This is a genomic window from Streptomyces sp. NBC_01775 (assembly GCF_035917675.1).
GTDB lineage: Bacteria > Actinomycetota > Actinomycetes > Streptomycetales > Streptomycetaceae > Streptomyces.
The window spans coordinates 7,008,496-7,029,399 of sequence record NZ_CP109104.1 but is presented as its reverse complement, the minus strand read 5'-3'; the positions used below and the strand labels follow the sequence as shown (position 1 = coordinate 7,029,399).

The window sequence follows — 20,904 nt, the reverse complement described above, 5'->3', positions numbered from 1 at the left end:
CTTCACAATGAGCCCCTGGCGAGTCCCCTGGAGCCGGTCCCTCCATATGGTGCCAGGTACGGTCATCGGTGGCCCCGGGCGGCCCTGATGAGGTCGCCGTCCCCGAGAGCCCCGATGAGTCCCGAGGAGAGAGACGACCATGGAGAACGTCCTGCGGCCGGTCATCGTGTTCGGCGGCGCGATCGTGATCTCGTACGTGCTCGCCTGGGCCGTCGACCGGCTGCTGGTGCGCCTCGACGTCCGGCACCCCGAGACCCCGATGTGGGAGCTGCTCCGGCGAGGTCGCGTACCGCTTCAGGCCGTGCTGTTCGTCGCGCTGGTCAGCGGCTTCTTCGACCACACCCACCTGGCCAAGGACCACAGGAAGGGCGTGGACCTGTGGCTGACGATCATCTTGATCTGCGCCTCGGCCTGGCTGATCCTGCGGCTCGTCGCGGCCGTCACGGAGACGCTGGCCTCGCGCTACGCGGGCTCCACCCACGATCCGGCGCGCGGCAGGCGGGTGCGCACCCAGCTCACGCTGATCCAGCGGATGGTCACGGCCGTGGTCACGGTCATCGCGGTCTCCGCCGTGCTGCTCCAGTTCCCCGGCATGAAGACGTTCGGCACCTCGATGCTGGCCTCGGCCGGTGTGCTGGGCATCGTCGCCGGTATCGCGGCCCAGTCCACGCTGGGCAACCTGTTCGCCGGGCTGTCGATCGCCTTCGGCGACATGGTGCGCATCGGGGACGAGGTGGTGGTGGACGGCGAGTCGGGCACGGTGGACGAGATCACCGTCTCCTACCTCGTCCTGCTCACCTGGGACGAGCGCCGCATCACCATGCCGGTCTCCTACTTCACCAGCAAGCCGTTCGAGAACTGGTCCCGCGGCGGCCCCCAGCAGACCGGCACCGTCTTCCTCCAGCTCGACCACTGCGCGCCCGTCGAGGAGCTGCGGGCCAAGACGGAGGAGCTGGTGCGGGCCAGCGACGAGTGGGACGGCCGGAGCTGGAGCCTGGTGGTGACCGACAGCACGCCCAGCACGATCGAGGTACGCGTCGCGGTGACCGCGCGCTCCTCGGACGACTTGTGGACCCTGCGGTGCGCACTGCGCGAGCAGCTGTTCACCTGGCTCAAGCACCACCACCCCGAGGCGCTGCCGCGCATCCGCGTCAACCAGCCGGAGGAAAAGCAGGTCTGAGCCGGAATGGCCCCTCCAGGGCAGCTGCCAGGTCACCCGGGCCGAGCGCTGCCAGGTCACCCCGGGCAGAGCGCCACCAGGCCGCCCGGAGCGAGCGCAAGGAGGCCGCACCGGGCGAGCTGCTGAGAGCTCCGGCTCACCGCACCTGCGGCGGCTCGGGCACCGGGTAGCTGCGCAGGTCGAGCTGGTGGAGTACGCGGTCCACCACTTCGGGGTCCACGCCCGGCTCGCCCCGGGCCGCCAGCACCTCGTGCCGGGCCGCCGACAGCAGCTCGCCCTGGAGCCTGCGCATCTTCTGGAGCCGGGCCACGCGCTGGCTGTGCGCGGCCCGCCGCTCGTCGCTCACGATGTCCGGCGAGATCCGTGCTCCGACGTCCCAGGTCCTGCGGAGCAGCGCCTCGGAGACCTCCTCGGGAAGATCCTCGACCTCTTCGATCTCCTTCAGCCGCCGACGCCCCGCCTTGGCGACCCGTACGGCCAGCTGCCGCTCCAGCTCCCGCTCGGCGGCGCTGTCCACCTGGACGTTCAGCCGCTTGACCAGCCACGGGAGCGTCAGTCCCTGGAAGATGAGGGTGACGATCACCACGGCGAAGGCAATGAAGATGATCGCCTCACGGCCGGGGAAGTGACCGCCGCCGGCCTCGGGCTCCACCGCCAGCGGCACGGCGAGCGCCAGCGCGACCGAGGCCACCCCGCGCATTCCCGACCACCACACGACGACCGTCTCGCGCCAGTTGCGCGGGATGTCCTCGTCCAGGTCCTTCTTCTTGTGCAGGCGCTGCGCCAGCCAGGCGGTCGGCAGCAGCCACAGCAGCCGGACGATCACCACGACGCCGACCACGGCGAGCGCTGCGGGCAGCAGGTGCTGCCACTCGTGGCGCACGGTCCCGAAGATGGTGTGCAGCTCCAGGCCGATCAGCCCGAAGGCGATCCCGGTCACCAGCGTGTCCACGATCGACCAGAAGGTCTGCCCCGCCAGCCGCCCCTGCACGTCGTCGGCGTCCACGGCGTGCCCGGAGGCGAGGTAGAGCGCGGTGGTCAGTACGGCCAGGACGCCGGAGCCCAGCAGTTCCTCGGCCAGCACGTAGGAGGCGAACGGCACCAGCAGCGTCAGGCCGGTCTGGAGCGTGGCGTCCCCCAGGTAGGTCATCAGCTTGTTGGCCACCCAGCCCAGCCCGAGCCCCACGGCCACGGCCACCACGGCGGACAACACCAGCTCGCCCGCCGCGTGGGGCAGCGAGAAGGTCCCGGTCACGGCAGCGGCTATGGCCACGTGGTAGAGGGTGATCGCGGTGACGTCGTTGAACAGGCCCTCGCCCTCCAGCGCGGACACCAGCCGCCGGGGCAGCCCGACGTTGCCCGCGACGGCGGTGGCGGCGACCGGGTCGGGCGGCGCCACCAGCGCGCCCAGCGCCACGGCGCCCGCCACTCCCAGGCCCGGCACCAGCGCGTTGGCGACGGCGGCGACCACGGCGGTCGTCACGAAGACGAGCGCCACCGCCATCAGGAAGATCGGCCGTTTGTTCGCCGCGAACTGCCGCCAGGACGTCCGCTGGGCCGCGGCGTAGATCAGCGGCGGCAGCACCAGCGGCAGGATGAACTCCGGCGGCAGCGAGACGTTCGGGATGGACGGGATCAGCGCCAGGACCCCGCCGAAGATGGTCATCAGCACGGGCGCGGGCAACCCGAGCTTGTCCCCCAGCGGAACCATCAGAACAGCGGCCAGCAGCAGTGCGAAGAAGAGTGCGAGCTGGTCCATGAATCAGGCGCTCTCCCCACGCACCGTATCCAGCGCCCGCTGGAGGTCCTCCGGGTAGGCGCTCTCGTATTCGACCCACTCGCCGTCGCCCGGATGTTCGAAGCCCAGCCGTACGGCGTGCAGCCACTGCCGCTCCAGCTTCAGCCGCTTGGCCAGCTTCGGGTCGGCACCGTAGGTGAGGTCCCCGGCGCAGGGGTGGCGGTGCGCGGCCATGTGCACCCGGATCTGGTGGGTGCGCCCGGTCTCCAGCTTGATGTCGAGCAGGCTGGCGGCGCGGAACGCCTCGATCAGGTCGTAGTGGGTCACCGACGGCTTGCCCTCGGCGATGACCGCCCACTTGTAGTCGTGCTGCGGGTGGCGCCCGATGGGCGCGTCGATGGTGCCGCTGAGCGGGTCGGGGTGGCCCTGGACGAGCGCGTGGTAGCGCTTGTCGACGGTGCGCTCCCGGAACTGCTGCTTGAGCAGGGTGTAGGCCCGTTCGGACTTGGCGACGACCATCAGCCCCGAGGTGCCCACATCCAGCCGGTGCACGATGCCCTGGCGCTCGGCGGCGCCCGAGGTGGCGATGGTGTACCCGGCCGCGGCCAGCCCGCCGATGACGGTCGGGCCGCTCCAGCCGGGGCTCGGGTGCGCGGCCACCCCGACGGGCTTGTTGATCACCACGATGTCGCTGTCGTCATGGACGATCTCCATGCCCTCGACCGGCTCCGCGACGATCCGTACGGGCTGTGGCTGCCCCGGCATCTCGACTTCGATCCACGCACCGCCCTGGACCCGGTCGGACTTGCCCGCGGGCTCTCCGTCCAGCGACACCTTCCCGCCGGAGGCCAGCTCGGCCGCTTTGGTACGCGAGAAACCGAACATGCGGGCGAGCGCGGCATCGACGCGCTCGCCTTCAAGGCCGTCCGGTACGGGCAGGGTGCGGGTCTCAGGAAGCGTGCTCACCTGATCGAGTATGCAGGACATCCCCCTTCGACCCTCACCCGCGCGGCCCACCCCGGAGTGCGACGCCCCCTCACCCGCACGACGGTGTGACTACGCCCCGGGGGAGAGCGAGGAAAGCGGAGGGACGCCGAATGACGCCGCGCAGAACACCGCAGGAGCCACCGCGAGGCCCTCGGCACCGCCATCCGCGCTCCCCCCGGCGCCCCCGTCCGGCAGCACCCGCGCGCCGCCCCGCCGCACACCGCCCCGCTCTCGCCGTTGCCACGGCCCTCGCCACGGCCTGCCTCACCCTCGCACCCGTCAACGTGGCGGCGGCCGAGGGCATAGCGGGCCCCTGCGCCATAGCCGCCGGGTCCGGCACCGACGAGGGGCCCCTCGGCCCGGCCTACGTCCACCCGCAGGGCCACAAGCGGGCCCTCATGCTGATGGTCGACTTCAGCGACCTGCCCGCCACCACCCGGGCCACCGACCGCGCGGGGTTCTTCTCCGGATACGGCGACCGCTTCTTGAACCGGGCCTCCTTCGGCAAGTACCGCCTCGACGTCCAGCCCAGTGACGACTGGATACGCATGCCCCGGCCCTGGGCCTCCTACCGGATCACCCGCGGCATACCCACCAGCGTGATGCGCGGCTACGTCCAGGACGCGCTGGACGCCGCCGAGCGGCAGGGCACCGACGTGAAGGGCGCTGACCTGGTCTTCGTCGTCGCCGACACCAATATCCCCGCGGCGCCGACCGTCTCACAGGCCCACACCTTCGAAGGCCTGCGGGCGGGCGGCACCCGAGTCGGCGGAGCGGCCCTGATATTCGGCCGCGCGGACGACGCGGCCCTGTGGCAGCGTGGCAACTTCGTCCACGAGGCCAACCACCTCTACGGGCTCCCCGACCTCTACAACGTCGCCGAGGGCGCCTCGGTCGAGTACGCGGGCGGCTGGGACACCATGAGCATGGCCGGGATCTCCGACCTGCTCGGCTGGCACAAGTGGAAGTTCGGCTGGCTCTCCCGTGCCCGCGTCAACTGCGTCACCGCACCGGGCACCACCGAGCACACCCTCTCCCCCATCAGCGACGAGGGCGCCAACATCGCCGTCATCCGGACGGGCCGGCACCGCGCGATCGTCGCCGAGGCCCGCTCCCGCTCGGGACTCGACCGGGACATCTGCGCGGAGGGAGTACTCCTGTACACCGTCGATTCGCGCGTCCCCACCGGCGAGGGCCCCGTCCGCGTCGTCGACTCCCGGCCCCGCAGCAGCGGCGGCATGGACTGCGCCGACCGGCTGCCGAGCGAGCTGGCCGAGATGTCGGACGCCCCGTTCGCGCCCGGGGAGAGCCACACCTTCCGGGACGGCGTACGGGTCGAGGTCCACCAGGCCGACGGCTCCGGCTACCGCGTCCTGCTCCACATGCCCGGCGAACACCACGCGGACGGCGGCCACTCACGCTGAGAAGCGGCGCCGGACCGAAAAATCGGCGGACCGAGGGACGGTGCCGGACCGAGAACCGGCCGGTCAGTCCCGGTGGACGGTCCCGTCAGGGTCGAGGCCGCGGAAGGACAGCAGCACGATCAGGATGCCGCCGCACACGATCGCCGAGTCCGCGAGGTTGAAGACCGCGAAGTACTTGGGCGCGATGAAGTCGACCACCGCGCCCTGGAAGACGCCGGGCGAGCGGAAGATCCGGTCGGTCAGATTCCCGCAGGCACCCCCCAGCAGCAGCCCGAGCGCGATCGCCCACGGGGTGCTGTAGAGCTTGCGCGCGATCCTCACGATCACGATGACGACGACGGCGGCGATCACCGTCAGCAAGATGGTCAGCGCCTCGCCGATGCCGAAGGCCGCCCCCGGATTGCGGATCACGTTCAGCCGCAGCCAGGAGCCGATCAGGTCGATCGGCGCGTGGTCCTCCAACCGCGCGACGACGATCAGCTTGCTGACCAGATCCAGCACGAAGGCAAGACCGGCGACCGCGACCAGCACACTGATCCGGCGCTTGCGCTCGCCGGCCGCCGGAACGTCCTCAGCGCTCTCCCCCTCGGTGCCCTCGGCACCCGAGGTGCCGTCCTTGCCGTCCGCACCGTCATCGGGCGTGCCGATGGGCCGCTCCACCTCAGTCACGCCTTGAGGGTACGGCACACACGTACGGCACGGTTCACCGGTGGTCAGCGGCGCTCCTGCTTCTGTTTGCACTCAACGCACAGCGTGGCCCGGGGGAACGCCTGCATTCTGGCCTTTCCGATCGGTTTGCCACAGTTTTCGCACAGCCCGTAGGTCCCGGCGTCCAGCCGCTCCAGCGCCCGCTCGGTCTGGTAGAGCATCTCGCGCGCGTTGGCGGCCAGCGACATCTCGTGCTCGCGCGTGATGTTCTTGGTCCCGGTGTCGGCGTCGTCGTCCCCCGCGCCGTCCCCCGAGTCCCGCATCAGACCGTTGAGCGCCTCCTCGGAGCTCGTGATCTCCGCGCGGAGCCGTTCGACCTCCGCGTGCAGCCCCGCGCGGGCCTCCTCGACCTCATCCGCCGTCCAGGGATCCTCGCCCGGACGTACCGCCAGTTCGCCGGGGGGCACCGGCTCTCCGGCGTTCCGTGCCGGGGGCACCGCCTCGGCCTTCGCCGCCGCCGGAGTCTTCTTCGCAGCCACCGTTTTGGCTCCCGTCGTCTTCTTCGCCGCCGTCTGCTTCCGGGCCGGCTTCGCTTTCTGTGACGCCGAAGCAGCCTCCGGCGCCCGACCCGGCTCCTCCACCCGAGCTGTCGCTTCGGACTGCGCCGTCCCTTCGGACGTCGCCGCCCCCTCCGCCTCGGCGGCCTTCTTGGCCGGAGCCTTCTTGGCCGCCGTCTTCTTCGCCACCGCCTTCTTGGCCGGTGCCGCCCTGGCTGCGGTCTTCTTGGCCGGTGCCGCCTCGCCGGGGACCTTCTTCGCTTCCGCGGCCTTGTGTGTGGTCTTCTTTGCTGCCGTCTTCTTCGCGGCGCTCTCTCTCGCCACCATGACCGCGGCCCCTTCACATTTTGTGATCTTGCTCGCGAAACGTGTCCGGAACGATAAATCGACTTCAGGCGCTCGGCAACGGGGCACGCCGGTCTGCAAGCGTTGTGCCCCGCCCGGCCGCCCGAAAACCGCTCCGCCGCGGCCCGCGAAGCCCCGTACACTGGGGGCGGCGAGAGGCTATGAAGGGGACGAGTAGCGTCCGTGTGCGGCCAGGAGCGACCCGGGGACGGTGGAAGCCCGGGGGCGAGCGCGATGTGAAGATCACCCCGGAGCCGCCGGAAGAAAGCTCCCCGGAGCGAGTAGACCCGGCAGCGCCGTCCCAATGAGGGGGCGGAGGGCACAGCCCACCGCCAAGGAGGGTGGTACCGCGGGTCCGCTGCCGGAAGGGCAGCCGCCTCGTCCCTCCGACGGAAGACGAAGACCAGCATCTTCTCGATGTCCGCCGGAGGAAGCCCCGACGATGCAATACAACCAGGTGCCCGCCCAGGTCGACCTACCAGCGCTGGAGCGCGCGGTGCTCGACTTCTGGAGCGAGAGCAAGGTGTTCGCCCGCAGCCTCGAACAGTCCGAGGGCCGCCCCGAATGGGTCTTCTACGAGGGCCCGCCCACCGCCAACGGCATGCCCGGCGCCCACCACATCGAAGCCCGGGTCTTCAAGGACGTCTTCCCCCGCTTCCGCACCATGCGCGGCTACCACGTGGCGCGCAAGGCCGGCTGGGACTGCCACGGCCTCCCGGTGGAGCTGGCGGTCGAGAAGGAGCTGGGCTTCAACGGCAAGCAGGACATCGAGAACTACGGCATCGCGGAGTTCAACGCCAAGTGCCGCGAGTCGGTGACCCGGCACACCGACGCCTTCGCCGAGCTGACGACCAGGATGGGCTACTGGGTCGATCTGGACGACGCCTACCGCACGATGAACCCCGAGTACATCGAGTCGGTCTGGTGGTCGCTGAAGGAGATCTTCAACAAGGGCCTGCTCGTCCAGTCCCACCGCGTCGCGCCCTGGTGCCCCCGCTGCGGCACCGGCCTGTCCGACCACGAGCTGGCGCAGGGCTACGAGACGGTCGTCGACCCCTCCGTCTATGTCACCATGCCGCTGACCTCCGGCCCACTGGCGGGCGAGGCGTCCTTGATGATCTGGACGACCACGACCTGGACGCTGGTGGCCAACCTCGCGGTGGCCGTGCACCCGGACGTCACCTACGTCGTCGCCACCGACGGCACCGACAAGATTGTCGTGGCCGAGCCGCTGGTGGAGCAGGCACTCGGCGAGGGCTGGCACGCCACCGGGCAGCGCTTCACCGGAGCGGAGATGAAGGGCTGGAGCTACCAGCGCCCGTTCGACCTGGTCGACATCCCCGGCGCCCACTTCGTCGTCAACGACACCTATGTGACCACCGAGGACGGCACCGGCATGGTGCACATCGCGCCCTTCGGTGAGGACGACTTCCGGGTGGCCCGTGCCAACGGCATCGAGGTGGTCGTCCCCGTCCGCCCCGACGGCACCTTCGAGGCGGACGTTCCCCTCGTCGGAGGCCAGTTCTTCAAGAAGGCCGACGAGGACCTCGTCGCCGACCTGGACGCACGCGGCCTGCTGTTCCGGCACGTGGCCTACGAGCACAGCTACCCGCACTGCTGGCGCTGCCACACGGCCCTCATCTACTACCCGCAGCCCTCCTGGTACATCCGTACGACCCAGATCAAGGAAGCTCTCCTGCGGGAGAACGAGGCGACGAACTGGTTCCCCGACTCGGTCAAGAACGGCCGCTTCGGAGACTGGCTGGACAACAACGTCGACTGGGCCCTGAGCCGCAACCGCTACTGGGGCACCCCGCTGCCCATCTGGCGCTGCGAGGAGAGCCACCTCACCTGTGTCGGCTCCCTGACCGAGCTGAGCGAGCTGAGCGGCACCGACCAGTCGGCCCTGGACCCGCACCGCCCGTACATCGACGCGGTCACCTTCGCCTGCCCCCAGGACGGCTGCGAGCTGACGGCCCACCGCGTCCCCGAGGTCATCGACGCCTGGTACGACTCGGGCTCGATGCCCTTCGCGCAGTGGGGCTACCCGTACAAGAACAAGGAGCTGTTCGAGGGGCGCTACCCGGCCCAGTTCATCTCCGAGGCCATCGACCAGACCCGCGGCTGGTTCTACACGCTGATGGCGGTCGGCACCCTGGTCTTCGACAAGTCCTCCTTCGAGAACGTCGTCTGCCTCGGCCACATCCTCGCCGAGGACGGCCGCAAGATGTCCAAGCACCTGGGCAACACCCTGGAGCCCATCCCGCTCATGGATCAGCACGGCGCCGACGCGGTGCGCTGGTTCATGGCGGCCGGCGGCTCACCCTGGGCGGCCCGCCGGGTGGGCCACGGCACCATCCAGGAGGTCGTCCGCAAGACCCTGCTGACGTACTGGAACACGGTCGCCTTCCAGGCCCTCTACGCCCGTACGTCCGACTGGGCCCCCTCCGGGTCCGACCCGGCGCCGGGCAAGCGCCCGCTGCTGGACCGCTGGCTGCTGAGCGAGCTGCACGCCCTGGTGGACCAGGTCACCATCGCGCTGGACGGCTACGACACCCAGCGCGCCGGCAAGCTGCTGTCCACCTTCGTGGACGACCTGTCCAACTGGTACGTACGCCGCTCCCGCCGCCGCTTCTGGCAGGGCGACCCCGCCGCGCTGCGCACGCTGCACGAGGTGGTCGAGACGGTCACCAAGCTGATGGCCCCCCTGACCCCCTTCATCACCGAGCGCGTGTGGCAGGACCTGATCGTTCCCGTCACCCCCGGCGCCCCCGACTCGGTCCACCTGGCCGCCTGGCCCGAGGCCGACCTCGGCAAGATCGACCCGGAGCTGTCCCAGGACATGCTGCTGGTGCGCCGCCTGGTCGAGCTGGGCCGCGCGAGCCGCGCGGAATCCGGCTTCAAGACCCGCCAGCCACTGACCCGCGCGCTGATCGCGGCCCAGGGCTTCGAGACCCTCTCCCCGGAGATGCGGACCCAGATCACCGAGGAGCTGAACGTCGCGGAGCTGGCCTCCCTCACGGAAGCCTCCGCCGGTCCGGCGGACGGCGGCTCGCTGGTGGACACCACGGCGAAGGGCAACTTCCGCGCGCTGGGCCGCCGCTTCGGCAAGAACACCCAGGCCGTCGCCAAGGCCATCGCCGAGGCGGACGCGGCGGCGCTCTCCGTCGCCCTGCGCGAGAACACCGCGACGGTCGAGGTGGACGGCGAGACGGTGCCGCTGTCCCCCGAGGAGGTCATCATCACCGAAACGCCCCGCGAGGGCTGGTCGGTGGCCTCCGACCCGGGCGCCACGGTCGCTCTCGACCTGGAGATCACTCCCGAGCTGCGGCGCACGGGCCTGGCCCGCGACGCCATCCGCCTCATCCAGGAGGCCCGCAAGAACTCGGGCCTGGATGTGGCCGACCGCATCACGCTGCGCTGGCAGTCGGCCGACGAGGAAGTCACCCAGGCGCTGTCCGAGCACACGGCCCTCATCGCCGAGGAGGTCCTGGCCGCGGACTTCACCCAGGGCTCCCCGGAAGAGCTGGAAGGCCCCACCTTCGAGGACGAGCCCCTCTCCCTGAAGTTCCGCCTCCGCAAGCAGTAGCAGGCCCCCCGGGGACGGGGAGCCAAAAACGGGCCGGGCCCGAGAGCGAGAAGCTCTCGGGCCCGGCCCGTGAAGAAGCGACAGCGTCAGCTGTCATCCTCGTCGATGAGGAAGCCCCTCATCGGCGAAGGCGCCTGCTGCGCCGGCTGCGGCCCGCCCTGGGGCCGCACGGGAGCCATCGGCTGCGTCATCGCGGGCGACATCTGCTGCTGCCCGCCATAGGACTGCTGCCCGCCCTGGGTGTGCGGAGCACCCGCCGGGCCACCGTGGCCGCCCATGGAGTGCCCGTTGCCGCCCATGGACTGGTGTCCTCCCATGGACCCGGCGCCGGCCGCACCGGCCCCCGCGGGAGCCCCCGCACCGGCCGTGGCCATCGAGGGCGACGGCGGCAGCGAGGCGGTCGCGGGAGTCCGCGGCGGAGCGAGCGAGTCGTCCGCCTGGTTCTCCAGCTGACGCAGCTGGCTCTCCAGGTACGACTTCAGCCGCGTGCGGTACTCACGCTCGAAGCCGCGCAGGTCTTCGACCTTGCGCTCCAGCGTGGCGCGAGCGGACTCCAGCGAGCCCATCGCCACGCGGTGCTTCTCCTGTGCGTCCCGCTCCAGCGCGTCGGCCTTGGCCCGGGCGTCGCGCTCCAGACCCTCGGCGCGGCTGCGCGCCTCGCCGACGATCTTGTTGGCCTCCGAACGGGCCTCCGCGATCGCCTGGTCGGCGGTCTGCTGCGCCAGCGACAGCACGCGTGCGGCGCTGTCGTTGTTCTGGCCGGGCATCTGGGGCGGACCACCCTGCGGGCCGCCGGGACCACCGGGGCCGCCAGGCCCACCGGGACCGCCAGGTCCCATGGGGCCGCCCTGCTGGGGGTGACCACCGGGGACCATCGGGCCGCCCTGCTGGGGGCCGGGACCACCGGGCCCACCCGGGCCACCGGGACCGGCGGGCAGCTGCGGCTGGCCACCGGGAAGCTGCGGCGGACCGCCCATGCCCTGCTGCTGGGGCGGGACGGGCTGCGGTCCAGATATGGCGGCGGGCACAGGAGCCCCGCCTTGCTGCTGCTGCCGGTCCTGAGGTTCAGGAGGCTTTCGCATCCCGCCCTGTTGCTGGTTCTGGGCGGCTGCGCGAGTCGCCGCTGCCAGCTTGGCACGCAGGTCTTCGTTCTCCCGCAGCAGACGGGTCAGCTCTGCTTCGACCTCATCGAGGAAGGCATCGACCTCGTCCTCGTCATAGCCTTCACGGAGACGGACGGTCGTGAACTGCTTGTTCCGCACGTCCTCGGGGGTCAGGGGCATCTCTTCACCTCAACGTAAGTCGTCGGCATATCGGCAAGACCATTTCGATCGTTCACAGCCTGGCCACGACGTTGATCAGGATGTAGACGATGATCATGAGCACGAAGAAGGACAGGTCGAGCGCCACGCCCCCGAAGCGCAGCGGTGGGATGAACCGCCGCAGAAGCTTGAGTGGCGGATCGGTAACAGTGTAGGTGGCCTCCAGAACGACCACCATCGCCTTGCCGGGTTGCCATGAGCGGGCGAACTGAAAGACGTAGTCCATCACCAGCCGGAAGATCAGCACGAGCAGGAAGCAGTACAGCGCGATTTGGACCACGTCCACTGCGGTTCTCATCTACGCGTCCCTCTCCCCTGGGTGCTACGTGCGGCCTCACGGCCTCTTCCTAGGTCCTGCGTCTCAGCTCTGGTTGAAGAACCCGCCCTCTGCGATGCGGGCCTTGTCCTCCGCCGTGACATCGACGTTAGCAGGAGACAGCAGGAACACCTTCTGCGTCACCCGCTCGATACTGCCGTGCAGACCGAAGACCAGACCAGCCGCAAAGTCGACAAGTCGCTTCGCATCGGTGTCGTCCATCTCCGTCAGATTCATGATCACCGGAGTGCCCTCACGGAAGTGTTCCCCGATGGTACGGGCCTCGTTGTAGGTCCGGGGGTGCAGCGTGGTGATCCGGTACGGCTCCCGCTCGGACACAACTTTGGGCATGATCACCGGTGCGCTCTTCTCCACGTTCTGGCGTTCAGGTGTGATGGATGACACCGGAGCAATTCTCCCGGGTCGTCCGCTTTCGGCAGCAACCGCCACAGACGGTTCCTGCTCCCGCTCACGCTGTGCCGGGGGGTGAACGACCCTCACCGGCTCGTCGGGTTCGGTCTTCTGGAGGGAGTGGTGCGACTGTTCCGACGGGTACCTCCGACGGTCCCGCTCGGGCTCGGGCTCGGGCTCGAACTCGTCGTCGGGGTCGAATCCCCGGCCGTCGTACCCATCGTCCTCCACGAGGCCGAGGTAGACCGCCATCTTGCGCATCGCGCCGGCCATTCTCTGCGTCCTCCGCTCTGTGGTGGATCGACTCCGTCACCGTCACCGGTGGCCCTGGATCCACGCAGCCTCTCCGACCGGTCTTTCCCGGCGGAAATGACCATATATTCTGCTGTGGTCCAACTTGTTTGGCGACGTTACCCGAGCCGGGGTCGCTCTCCGAGCACCGCGCTGCCGACGCGCACATGTGTCGCACCGGCCTGCACCGCCTCTTCGAGATCCGAGCTCATCCCAGCCGAAACCATGGTGGCAGCAGGATGCGCCGCTCGCAGGCTGGTTGAGATTTCCCCCAGCTGCTCGAAAGCCCCGCCGGGACGGCCCGAGAAGGGCCCTTCCAGCGGAGCCACCGCCATCACTCCGTCCAGCCGCAGCCCTTGGGCACCGGCCACCGCCTCCGCCAGCGCCGCCACCCCGTCGGGCGCCGTACCGCCCCGCGCGGCGACCGAACCTGACTCCGCGTCAAAAGCCACCTGGATCAGACACCCCAGCTCGCGCTCGGCGCGCACCGCGGCGACCGAGAGCGCCGAGACGAGCCGGACACGGTCCACAGAGTGCACGAAATCGGCATAACCAGCCACCGAACGGGCTTTGTTGGTCTGGAGCTGTCCCACGAAGTGCCACGTGAGCGGCAGGTCCGCACAGGCCGCCGCCTTGGGCGCCGCGTCCTGGTCCCGGTTCTCCGCGACATGCCGCACCCCCAGCTCGGCCAGCAGCCGTACGTCACCGGCGGGGTAGGTCTTGGGGACCACGACGAGAGTCACGTCCTCGCGCTTACGCCCCGCCGCGAGACAAGCGCTCCCGATGCGCTCCTCCACCCGGGCGAGGTTCTCGCTCAGCTCCGCCTTGCGAGCCGCCTCGGGGGGCTCCGGCGCCGCTTCAGCTGTCACGGCTCATTCCCCCTCGATCCAGACATAACTCGCAAGCCTCCCAGTGGCCTTGTCCCGCCGGTACGAGAAGTGATCAGCCGATTCCAGGGTGCATACGGAAGACTGTTCCCATCTTGTGACACCCGCTTGGGCGAGCTGAGCGCGCACTCCGGCGGCCATGTCGACGGCCGGAGTCCCCTGCCGGGTCGTCGCGTACGCCTCGGGAACAACGGCTGCGACCTCGGCGCGCATCGCCTCGGGCACCTCGTAGCACCGGCCGCACACGGCAGGCCCTGTTCGGGCGACGATCCGCTCCGGGCGGGCACCCAGCTTCGTCATGGCCTCCACCGTCGCGCCCGTCACCCCCGCCAGCACCCCGGGCCGCCCGGCGTGCGCCGCACCGGCGACACCCGCCACGGAGTCGGCCAGCAGCACCGGAGTGCAGTCGGCGGTGAGTACGGCGAGCGCGAGCCCGCGCCGCGCCGTCACCACTCCGTCGACCGCCGGTGCGTCCGCGCCGAACGGGGCGTCCACGACGGCGACATCGCGCCCGTGGACCTGGTTCATCCACACCACTTCGCCGGGTGGCAGTCCGAGCGCACGCGCGCTGCGCAGCCGGTTGGTCCGTACGGCCTCGGGGTCGTCGCCGACGGCGCCGCCCAGATTCAGCTCCTCATACGGAGCGGCGCTCACCCCGCCCCACCTGTCGGTGAAGGCGAAGTGGGCGCCGCTGACCGTCTCTTGCCTCGCTATCACTTCGGAAGGCCCGGCATCACTTCAGGAAGTCCGGCACGTCCAGCTCTTCCGCCTGGCTGTCCGTGTACGGACGGGCCGGCGGCACCTGCGGGGTGGTGGCCGGGGGCGGCGGCACCTCGCCGACGGGCGCGGGCTCGGCACGGAGCGGCTTGTCCTCCTCGCGCGGGGTGAGCGCGCCCAGGCCGCCGAACGAGGGCCGCTCGGGCTCGGGCTCGGAGGGCTCGTCCTTGTACGCGGACGAGGAGGGCGCGGAGGAGCCGAGTGCCTTCTCGCCCTTCTTGGACGGCGGCTGGCCGCCGTCGAAGCCCGCCGCGATGACGGTGACACGGACCTCGTCGCCGAGCGCGTCGTCGATCACCGCGCCGAAGATGATGTTCGCCTCGGGGTGTGCCGCCTCGCTCACGAGCTGGGCCGCCTCGTTGATCTCGAACAGACCGAGGTCCGAGCCGCCCGAGATGGACAGCAGCACGCCTCGTGCTCCGTCGATGGACGCCTCCAGCAGTGGGGAGGAGATCGCCATCTCGGCAGCGGCCACCGCGCGGTCGTCGCCACGGGCCGAGCCGATGCCCATCAGCGCGGAGCCCGCCTCGGACATCACGGACTTGACGTCGGCGAAGTCGAGGTTGATGAGGCCGGGGGTGGTGATGAGATCGGTGATGCCCTGCACGCCGGAGAGCAGTACCTGGTCGGCCGACTTGAACGCGTCGAGCACGCTCACCTGACGGTCGGAGATGGACAGCAGCCTGTCGTTCGGAATGACGATCAGGGTGTCGACCTCGTCGCGCAGGCCGGCGATGCCGTCCTCCGCCTGGTTGGCGCGACGGCGCCCCTCGAAGGTGAACGGGCGGGTGACGACGCCGATCGTGAGGGCGCCGAGCGAGCGGGCGATGTTCGCCACGACCGGGGCGCCACCGGTGCCGGTGCCGCCGCCCTCACCCGCGGTCACGAAGACCATGTCGGCCCCCTTGAGGACCTCCTCGATCTCCTCGCGGTGATCCTCGGCGGCCTTGCGGCCGACATCCGGGTTCGCGCCTGCGCCGAGGCCGCGAGTCAGCTCGCGGCCCACATCGAGCTTGACGTCGGCGTCGCTCATCAACAGGGCTTGCGCGTCAGTGTTGATCGCGATGAACTCGACGCCCTTGAGACCGACCTCGATCATCCGGTTGATGGCATTCACGCCACCGCCGCCAATACCGACGACCTTGATGACTGCGAGGTAGTTCTGCGGTGCTGCCACGTCGAAGGCCTCTCGCCTCGAGTTACGTATCCCTGTGGGGCGGTTCGAACGCCGACCCGAACCCTAAGTCTGAAGTTTAGGGTTACCAGTGCCTGTCTTACTTGGACTCTTCGCAACGGACACTAAGTCGACAAGTGGTGGGTGTTCAACGAACACGCCGAACCTCCCGTTTTTCTTTTCACCCTATGTGATCAGGCCAAGCAGTAGCCATCCAGGGTGCTCACCAGCACGTATGCGCGTCAACTGACACGGCCCACCCAAATGGTGAGAGCACCCCAACGCCGGGGGCGGGTCCGCGGCGCGGGGATGACTTCCGGGTGGAGCGCGTGGGAAGACGGGGTGTCAACTGTCCGATGCCGCCGGGGCGCTGGGAACGGAGACGTCGAAGTGCTCCGCTCCCTTGGCGGCTTTCATCAGGGCGCTGAGGCTCTTGGCCTTCGCCTTGCCGCGCTCGGCACTCCCCCATCGCACCTCTCGGTCCCCGGTCAGCTCCATCGTGATGTTGTCATAGGAACGGACCCGCACGGTGCGGGTGTCCCGGCGTACGGAATACGGGAGTGCCTCGGTCGCGCGCCCGGCTTCTCTGCGAAGGCGGGCCGGGGAGAAGTGCGCCGCGCGTGAGCCGCGGTCCAGCACGAGAAGCGGAACCCCCTTCGGGGGCTTCACGACGGTGGCGAACCGGACGCCCCGCCGGTCCACTTCGACGTACTTTCCCGCGCTCTCCATGACCAGATGTGGCCGCCTTTCGGTCACGGTGAGCACGACGCCGTGCGGCCAGGAGCGTTCGGCCGTCACTTCGCGGACGCGCGGCAGCGCGGATCGCACGCGGCGCTGTACCGCCGCCTTGTCCACCGTCACAAGCGGAGCGCCCTTCGAGACGGCGGCGGCACGCACGATCTCCTTCTTGTGGAGCACACTGTTGCCCTGGACCCCGATCTGCTCGACCCGCAGCCAGGGTGAGCCGTACAGCGCCCAGGTGACGAAGCCGCCGAGGAGGGCGGCCAGGACGAGGACGAGCAGCACGACGAGCCGTCGCGGCAGGCGGGTCCACCGTGAGTCCCGGCCCCCGGGCGGGTCGCCGGGCTCCGTGCGGGTGCCGGGGCGGGCGCTGTCGCGCACGCCCCGGCCGGTGGTCCTCTCCGGTCCTGCGGCGTCGGTCGCCTCGGTCGCTCTGGCAGCTTTGACGCCTCTTGCCACGGGACCACCCTGCTCTCTCTCCGCCGCCGCTCCGCGCCCGCGCCGGGTCAGCCCTGGCCGCGTGCGGCGATCGCCTCGTACACCATTCCGACCAGCAGCTCGTCGGCGTCCGGGCGGCCGAACTCGGCCGCCGCCCGCGACATGCCGGTCAGCCGCTGCGGGTCGGCGAGGACCGGGAGCACGTTGCTCTGGATCCACTCCGGCGTCAGCTCCGCGTCGTCGACGAGCAGTCCGCCGCCCGCCTTGACGACCGGCTGGGCGTTCAGCCGCTGTTCGCCGTTGCCGATGGGCAGTGGGACGTAGGCGGCGGGCAGCCCGACGGCCGACAGCTCCGCTACGGTCATCGCGCCCGCGCGGCAGAGCATCATGTCGGCCGCCGCGTACGCGAGGTCCATCCGGTCCAGATAAGATACCGGCACATACGGCGGCATTCCGGGCATGTGGTCCACGTGGGGGAGTTCGTTCTTGGGACCGACGGCGTGCAGGATCTGGATACCGGCGCGCTGGAGGTGCGGGACGGCCTGCTGGACGACCTCGTTGAGGCGGCGCGCCCCCTGCGAGCCGCCGGAGACGAGCAGCGTGGGCAGGTTCGGCGACAGCCCGAACGCGGCGCGTGCCTCGGGGCGTACGGCGCCGCGGTTGAGCGTCGCGATGGCGCGGCGCAGCGGGATGCCGATGTAGCGGGCACCGCGCAGCTTGCTGTCGGGGGTGGAGACGGCGACGGAATAGGCGTAGCGCGAGCCGATCTTGTTGGCGAGGCCGGGGCGGGCGTTGGCCTCGTGGACCACGATGGGCACCCCGACGCGCTTGGCGGCCAGATAGGCGGGCAGCGCCACATAGCCGCCGAAGCCGACCACGCAGTCCGCCTTGGTGCGCTCCAGAACCTGCTCGGCCGCCTTGATGGTGCCGCGCAGCCGACCGGGCACGGTGATCAGCTCGGGGGTGGGCTTACGGGGCAGCGGGACCGCTGGGATCAGCTCCAGTTCGTAGCCGCGCTCCGGCACGAGCCGCGTCTCCAGTCCGCGCTCCGTACCGAGCGCCGTGATCCCCACGGTCGGGTCCTGCCTGCGCAGGGCGTCCGCGAGGGCGAGCGCGGGCTCGATATGGCCGGCGGTCCCCCCACCGGCGAGTACGACGTGCACGCTGATTCACCGCTCTCCGGACGGCGGCCGTGAAGCGCGCCGTCTCATCGTCTTCTCTCTCTTCCGGCGGGGAGCGCCCCCCGGGATTCGCAGCACCCCTGCCGGCCCTCCCCCTGACGTGCGCTGCCGCAAGGCGGGCTGCCGCACGGCCAGGGCAGCGCGCGCCGCCGGGTCGCTGCGCGCGAAAGCGATCAGCAGTCCGACGGCGAACATCGTCGGCAGCAGGGCGGATCCCCCGTAGGAGAACAGCGGGAGCGGGACACCGGCGATCGGCAGCAGACCGAGCACCGCACCTACGTTGATCACTGCCTGGGCAGTGATCCAGGTGGTCACGCCTCCCGCGGCATACCTCACGAAGGGGTCCTCCGTGCGTCCGGCCACGCGGATACCCGCATAGCCTAGAGCCGCGAAGAGAGTGAGCACCGACAGTGTCCCCGCCAGACCGAGTTCCTCCCCGGTCACGGCGAAGATGAAGTCGGTGTGCGGTTCAGGAAGTTGACCCCATTTTTCCACACTCGCACCGAGCCCGGAACCGAACCAGCCCCCCGAGGCCAGCGCATAGATGCCGTGCACGGCCTGCCAGCACTGGTCGTCCGCGCCGGGGTCGGTGGCGCCGATGCAGGCGAGCCGGGACATCCGGTTCGGGTTGGATGTGATGAGAAACGCACCCACGGTCAGCGCTACCGCGAGCACGCCGGCGAACAGCCGGGTGGGAGCGCCCGCCAGCCACAGCAGTCCGAACAGGACGGCCGTGAGGATGATGGCGGTGCCCATGTCGCCGCCCAGCATGATCAGCCCGAGCAGCAGCAGCGCCATGGGCACCAGCGGCACCAGCATGTGCTTCCACTGCGTGAGCATCTTCTTCTCGCCCTTGCGGGCGAGCAGGTCGGCGCCCCACAGGACGAGCGCGAGCTTGGCGAACTCGCTGGGCTGGAGCTGGAAGGGGCCGCCCAGATAGATCCAGTTCTGGTTGCCGTTCACCTCCTGCCCTATGCCGGGGACCTGGACGAGGCACATCAGGAAGACGGAGGCGATCAGCAGCGGATAGGCAAGCGCCCGGTGCAGCCGTACGGGCATCCGCATGGCGGCGAACAGCAAGACGGTGCCCAGGAGGGCGGCCACCAGCTGTTTGCGGAAGAAGTAGGTGGAGGCCAGGCCCGACTGGAGGGCCTGGATCTGGGAGGCGGAGAAGACCATCACGAGGCCGAGCACGGTGATGAGCAGGCTGCCGCCGAGAATCAGGTAGTAGGCCGTCAGCGGCCGGTCCCAGGTGCGCTTGGCGCGCTCGAAGAGCCGCTGCGGTCCGGAGGGGCCCCGAGGCGTACCGAGGCGCCGGGGCGGACGCACGGGCGCGGGCCGGCCGCTCGCGCGCCGTGCCGTGGGCGGTTTGGCGGATCGCGCCGTCATCCGTTTCCCCTCCGTCTCACCCGCGTCCTCGGTCGGCGGGGACTGCGGGGCTACTCCTCGCTGTGGCCTTCGGCGGACGCGAGTGCTCTGACCGCCTCGGCGAACGCGTCACCCCGCGCGTTGTAGTTGACGAACATGTCCATGGAGGCGCACGCGGGGGCAAGCAGTACGGTATCGCCCGGACGCGCCAGGGACTTCGCCGCGCGGACGGCCTCCGCCATCGCCCCAGTGTCGGTGCGGTCCAGGTCGGTGACCGGCACATCAGGGGCGTGTCGCGCCAGCGCTTCCCTGATCAGGTGCCGGTCGGCGCCCATCAGCACGACGCCGCGCAGCCGGGGCGCCGAGGCGGCGACCAGCTCGTCGAAGGACGCGCCCTTGGCGAGGCCGCCCGCGATCCACACGATCGGGTCGTAGGCGGCGAGGGAGGCTTCGGCCGCGTGGGTGTTGGTGGCCTTGGAGTCGTCCACCCACGCGACGCCGCCGGTGTCGGCGACGTGGGTGATGCGGTGGGCGTCCGGGGTGAAGGCCCGCAGCCCGTCGCGTACGGCGGTGGCCTGGACGCCGAAGGCGCGGGCCAGGGCCGCCGCCGCCAGGGCGTTGGCGATGTTGTGCGGGGCCGCCGGGCGTACGTCACCGGTCTCGGCCAGCTCCTGGGCCTGCTGGTGCCGGGCGGGCACGAAAGCGCGGTCGACCAGGACGCCGTCCACCACGCCCAGTTGGGAGGGAGCGGGGGCGCCGAGGGTGAAGCCGATGGCGCGGGCGCCCTCGACGACGTCGGCGGCGCGCACGAGGTCCTCGGTCCGGGGGCCGGCACTCTCGTCGGAGGGGGCGTCGTCGGCGTTGTAGACGCAGGCGACCTGGTTGCCCTCGTAGATCCGGCCCTTGTCGGCGGCGTACGCCTCCATCGAGCCGTGCCAGTCGAGGTGGTCGGGGGCGAGGTTGAGTACGGCGGCGGAGTGCGGGCGCAGGCTGGGCGCCCAGTGGAGCTGGTAGCTGGACAGCTCGACTGCCAGCACGTCGAGCCCGGTGTAGGGCTCCTGCTCCAGGACGACGTCGATGAGGGAGACGCCGATGTTGCCGACGGCCGCCGTGCGCAGTCCGGCCGCGCGCAGGATGCTGGCGAGCATCTGGACGGTGGTGGTCTTGCCGTTGGTGCCGGTCACCGCGAGCCAGGGCGGGCTCTCGGGGCCGCGCAGCCGCCACGCCAGCTCGACATCGCCCCACACGGGCACGCCGGCCTCGGCCGCCGCCTGGAACAGCGGGCTGTCGGGCTTGAAGCCGGGCGTGGTGACGATCAGATCCGTGCCCGGAGGCAGGGTGCGGTCGTCTCCGAGCCGTACCGTGATCCCCAGGGCCTCCAGCTCGGCGGCCTGGCGGCGCGGGCCCTCTCCGTCACCGCCGTTGACCGCTGTGACGCGGGCGCCGAGGCCGTGCAGCGCCTTGGCCGCCGGCATCCCGCTGACGCCGAGCCCGGCGACGGTCACCCGGCGGCCCGCAAGCTCCTTGAGG

General features: G+C 70.5%; 17 protein-coding genes. 3 read left to right on the top strand and 14 right to left on the bottom strand.

All coding sequences use genetic code 11. The features are described from left to right. Window positions 1-139 precede the first annotated feature (139 nt). Entirely contained in the window at window positions 140-1,180 is a 1,041-nt protein-coding gene (locus OHB04_RS31225; RefSeq protein ID WP_326690976.1) for a mechanosensitive ion channel family protein, read from the top strand. 136 nt (window positions 1,181-1,316) lie between these two features. Here OHB04_RS31225 and OHB04_RS31220 read toward each other — a convergent pair whose 3' ends face one another. Beyond that, window positions 1,317-2,939, bottom strand: a complete 1,623-nt coding sequence (locus OHB04_RS31220) for a Na+/H+ antiporter (protein WP_326690975.1) — start codon at window positions 2,937-2,939, stop codon at window positions 1,317-1,319. 3 nt (window positions 2,940-2,942) lie between these two features. Further along, window positions 2,943-3,884 carry an RluA family pseudouridine synthase gene (locus OHB04_RS31215; protein WP_326690974.1) on the bottom strand — a complete coding sequence of 314 codons (942 nt, stop codon included), beginning with the start codon at window positions 3,882-3,884 and terminating at the stop codon, window positions 2,943-2,945. 131 nt (window positions 3,885-4,015) lie between these two features. Between OHB04_RS31215 and OHB04_RS31210 the strand changes: the two genes are divergently transcribed. Continuing rightward, entirely contained in the window at window positions 4,016-5,329 is a 1,314-nt protein-coding gene (locus OHB04_RS31210; RefSeq protein WP_326808765.1) for a peptidase M6, read from the top strand. Between the two features lie 63 nt (window positions 5,330-5,392). Here the strand turns inward: OHB04_RS31210 and lspA are convergent, their stop codons facing one another. Beyond that, entirely contained in the window at window positions 5,393-5,998 is a 606-nt protein-coding gene (gene lspA / locus OHB04_RS31205; RefSeq protein ID WP_326690972.1) for a signal peptidase II, read from the bottom strand. 44 nt (window positions 5,999-6,042) lie between these two features. Continuing rightward, window positions 6,043-6,861, bottom strand: a complete 819-nt coding sequence (locus OHB04_RS31200) for a TraR/DksA family transcriptional regulator (RefSeq protein ID WP_326690971.1) — start codon at window positions 6,859-6,861, stop codon at window positions 6,043-6,045. A 460-nt stretch (window positions 6,862-7,321) separates the two neighbouring features. Here OHB04_RS31200 and ileS point away from each other — a divergent pair, with 460 nt between their 5' ends. Next, complete coding sequence (gene ileS, locus OHB04_RS31195) at window positions 7,322-10,468, top strand: isoleucine--tRNA ligase (protein WP_326690970.1); 3,147 nt, start codon at window positions 7,322-7,324, stop codon at window positions 10,466-10,468. A gap of 86 nt (window positions 10,469-10,554) precedes the next feature. On the opposite strand, the gene OHB04_RS31190 is transcribed toward ileS, so the two are convergent. The 10 genes from OHB04_RS31190 to murD form a co-directional block, all read right to left on the bottom strand. Then, on the bottom strand, window positions 10,555-11,751 hold the full coding sequence (locus OHB04_RS31190) for a DivIVA domain-containing protein (RefSeq protein ID WP_326808764.1): 1,197 nt from the start codon (window positions 11,749-11,751) through the stop codon (window positions 10,555-10,557). Between the two features lie 52 nt (window positions 11,752-11,803). Beyond that, window positions 11,804-12,088, bottom strand: a complete 285-nt coding sequence (locus tag OHB04_RS31185; RefSeq protein WP_326690968.1) for a YggT family protein — start codon at window positions 12,086-12,088, stop codon at window positions 11,804-11,806. Between the two features lie 63 nt (window positions 12,089-12,151). Next, complete coding sequence (locus OHB04_RS31180) at window positions 12,152-12,790, bottom strand: cell division protein SepF (RefSeq protein WP_326690967.1); 639 nt, start codon at window positions 12,788-12,790, stop codon at window positions 12,152-12,154. 137 nt (window positions 12,791-12,927) lie between these two features. Further along, window positions 12,928-13,677: a YggS family pyridoxal phosphate-dependent enzyme gene (locus OHB04_RS31175; RefSeq protein WP_326808763.1), complete on the bottom strand. Its 750-nt coding sequence runs from the start codon at window positions 13,675-13,677 to the stop codon at window positions 12,928-12,930. A gap of 3 nt (window positions 13,678-13,680) precedes the next feature. Beyond that, complete coding sequence (pgeF, locus tag OHB04_RS31170; protein ID WP_326690965.1) at window positions 13,681-14,412, bottom strand: peptidoglycan editing factor PgeF; 732 nt, start codon at window positions 14,410-14,412, stop codon at window positions 13,681-13,683. 16 nt (window positions 14,413-14,428) lie between these two features. Then, window positions 14,429-15,649, bottom strand: a complete 1,221-nt coding sequence (gene ftsZ, locus OHB04_RS31165) for a cell division protein FtsZ (protein WP_326808762.1) — start codon at window positions 15,647-15,649, stop codon at window positions 14,429-14,431. A 342-nt stretch (window positions 15,650-15,991) separates the two neighbouring features. Further along, window positions 15,992-16,846: a cell division protein FtsQ/DivIB gene (locus tag OHB04_RS31160; RefSeq protein ID WP_326808761.1), complete on the bottom strand. Its 855-nt coding sequence runs from the start codon at window positions 16,844-16,846 to the stop codon at window positions 15,992-15,994. 47 nt (window positions 16,847-16,893) lie between these two features. Next, the gene (murG, locus tag OHB04_RS31155) at window positions 16,894-17,988 is read right to left on the bottom strand and encodes an undecaprenyldiphospho-muramoylpentapeptide beta-N-acetylglucosaminyltransferase (protein WP_326690962.1); all 1,095 of its coding nucleotides are present in this window, start codon (window positions 17,986-17,988) and stop codon (window positions 16,894-16,896) included. A gap of 6 nt (window positions 17,989-17,994) precedes the next feature. Further along, on the bottom strand, window positions 17,995-19,395 hold the full coding sequence (gene ftsW / locus OHB04_RS31150) for a putative lipid II flippase FtsW (RefSeq protein ID WP_326690961.1): 1,401 nt from the start codon (window positions 19,393-19,395) through the stop codon (window positions 17,995-17,997). A 50-nt stretch (window positions 19,396-19,445) separates the two neighbouring features. Beyond that, window positions 19,446-20,849, bottom strand: coding sequence for a UDP-N-acetylmuramoyl-L-alanine--D-glutamate ligase (gene murD, locus OHB04_RS31145; protein ID WP_442815116.1), 1,404 nt, complete (start codon window positions 20,847-20,849; stop codon window positions 19,446-19,448). Between the last annotated feature and the right edge of the window lie 55 nt (window positions 20,850-20,904).

Bases quoted from the DNA above. Each gene is read 5' to 3' on its own strand.
- OHB04_RS31185 (WP_326690968.1), bottom strand. From the start codon at position 12,088: ATGAGAACCGCAGTGGACGTGGTCCAAATCGCGCTGTACTGCTTCCTG.
- OHB04_RS31220 (WP_326690975.1), bottom strand. From the start codon at position 2,939: ATGGACCAGCTCGCACTCTTCTTCGCACTGCTGCTGGCCGCTGTTCTG.
- OHB04_RS31190 (WP_326808764.1), bottom strand. From the start codon at position 11,751: ATGCCCCTGACCCCCGAGGACGTGCGGAACAAGCAGTTCACGACCGTC.
- ftsW (WP_326690961.1), bottom strand. From the start codon at position 19,395: ATGACGGCGCGATCCGCCAAACCGCCCACGGCACGGCGCGCGAGCGGC.
- OHB04_RS31225 (WP_326690976.1), top strand. From the start codon at position 140: ATGGAGAACGTCCTGCGGCCGGTCATCGTGTTCGGCGGCGCGATCGTG.
- OHB04_RS31180 (WP_326690967.1), bottom strand. From the start codon at position 12,790: ATGGCCGGCGCGATGCGCAAGATGGCGGTCTACCTCGGCCTCGTGGAG.
- OHB04_RS31200 (WP_326690971.1), bottom strand. From the start codon at position 6,861: ATGGTGGCGAGAGAGAGCGCCGCGAAGAAGACGGCAGCAAAGAAGACC.
- OHB04_RS31210 (WP_326808765.1), top strand. From the start codon at position 4,016: ATGACGCCGCGCAGAACACCGCAGGAGCCACCGCGAGGCCCTCGGCAC.
- ileS (WP_326690970.1), top strand. From the start codon at position 7,322: ATGCAATACAACCAGGTGCCCGCCCAGGTCGACCTACCAGCGCTGGAG.
- murD (WP_442815116.1), bottom strand. From the start codon at position 20,849: ATGCCGGCGGCCAAGGCGCTGCACGGCCTCGGCGCCCGCGTCACAGCG.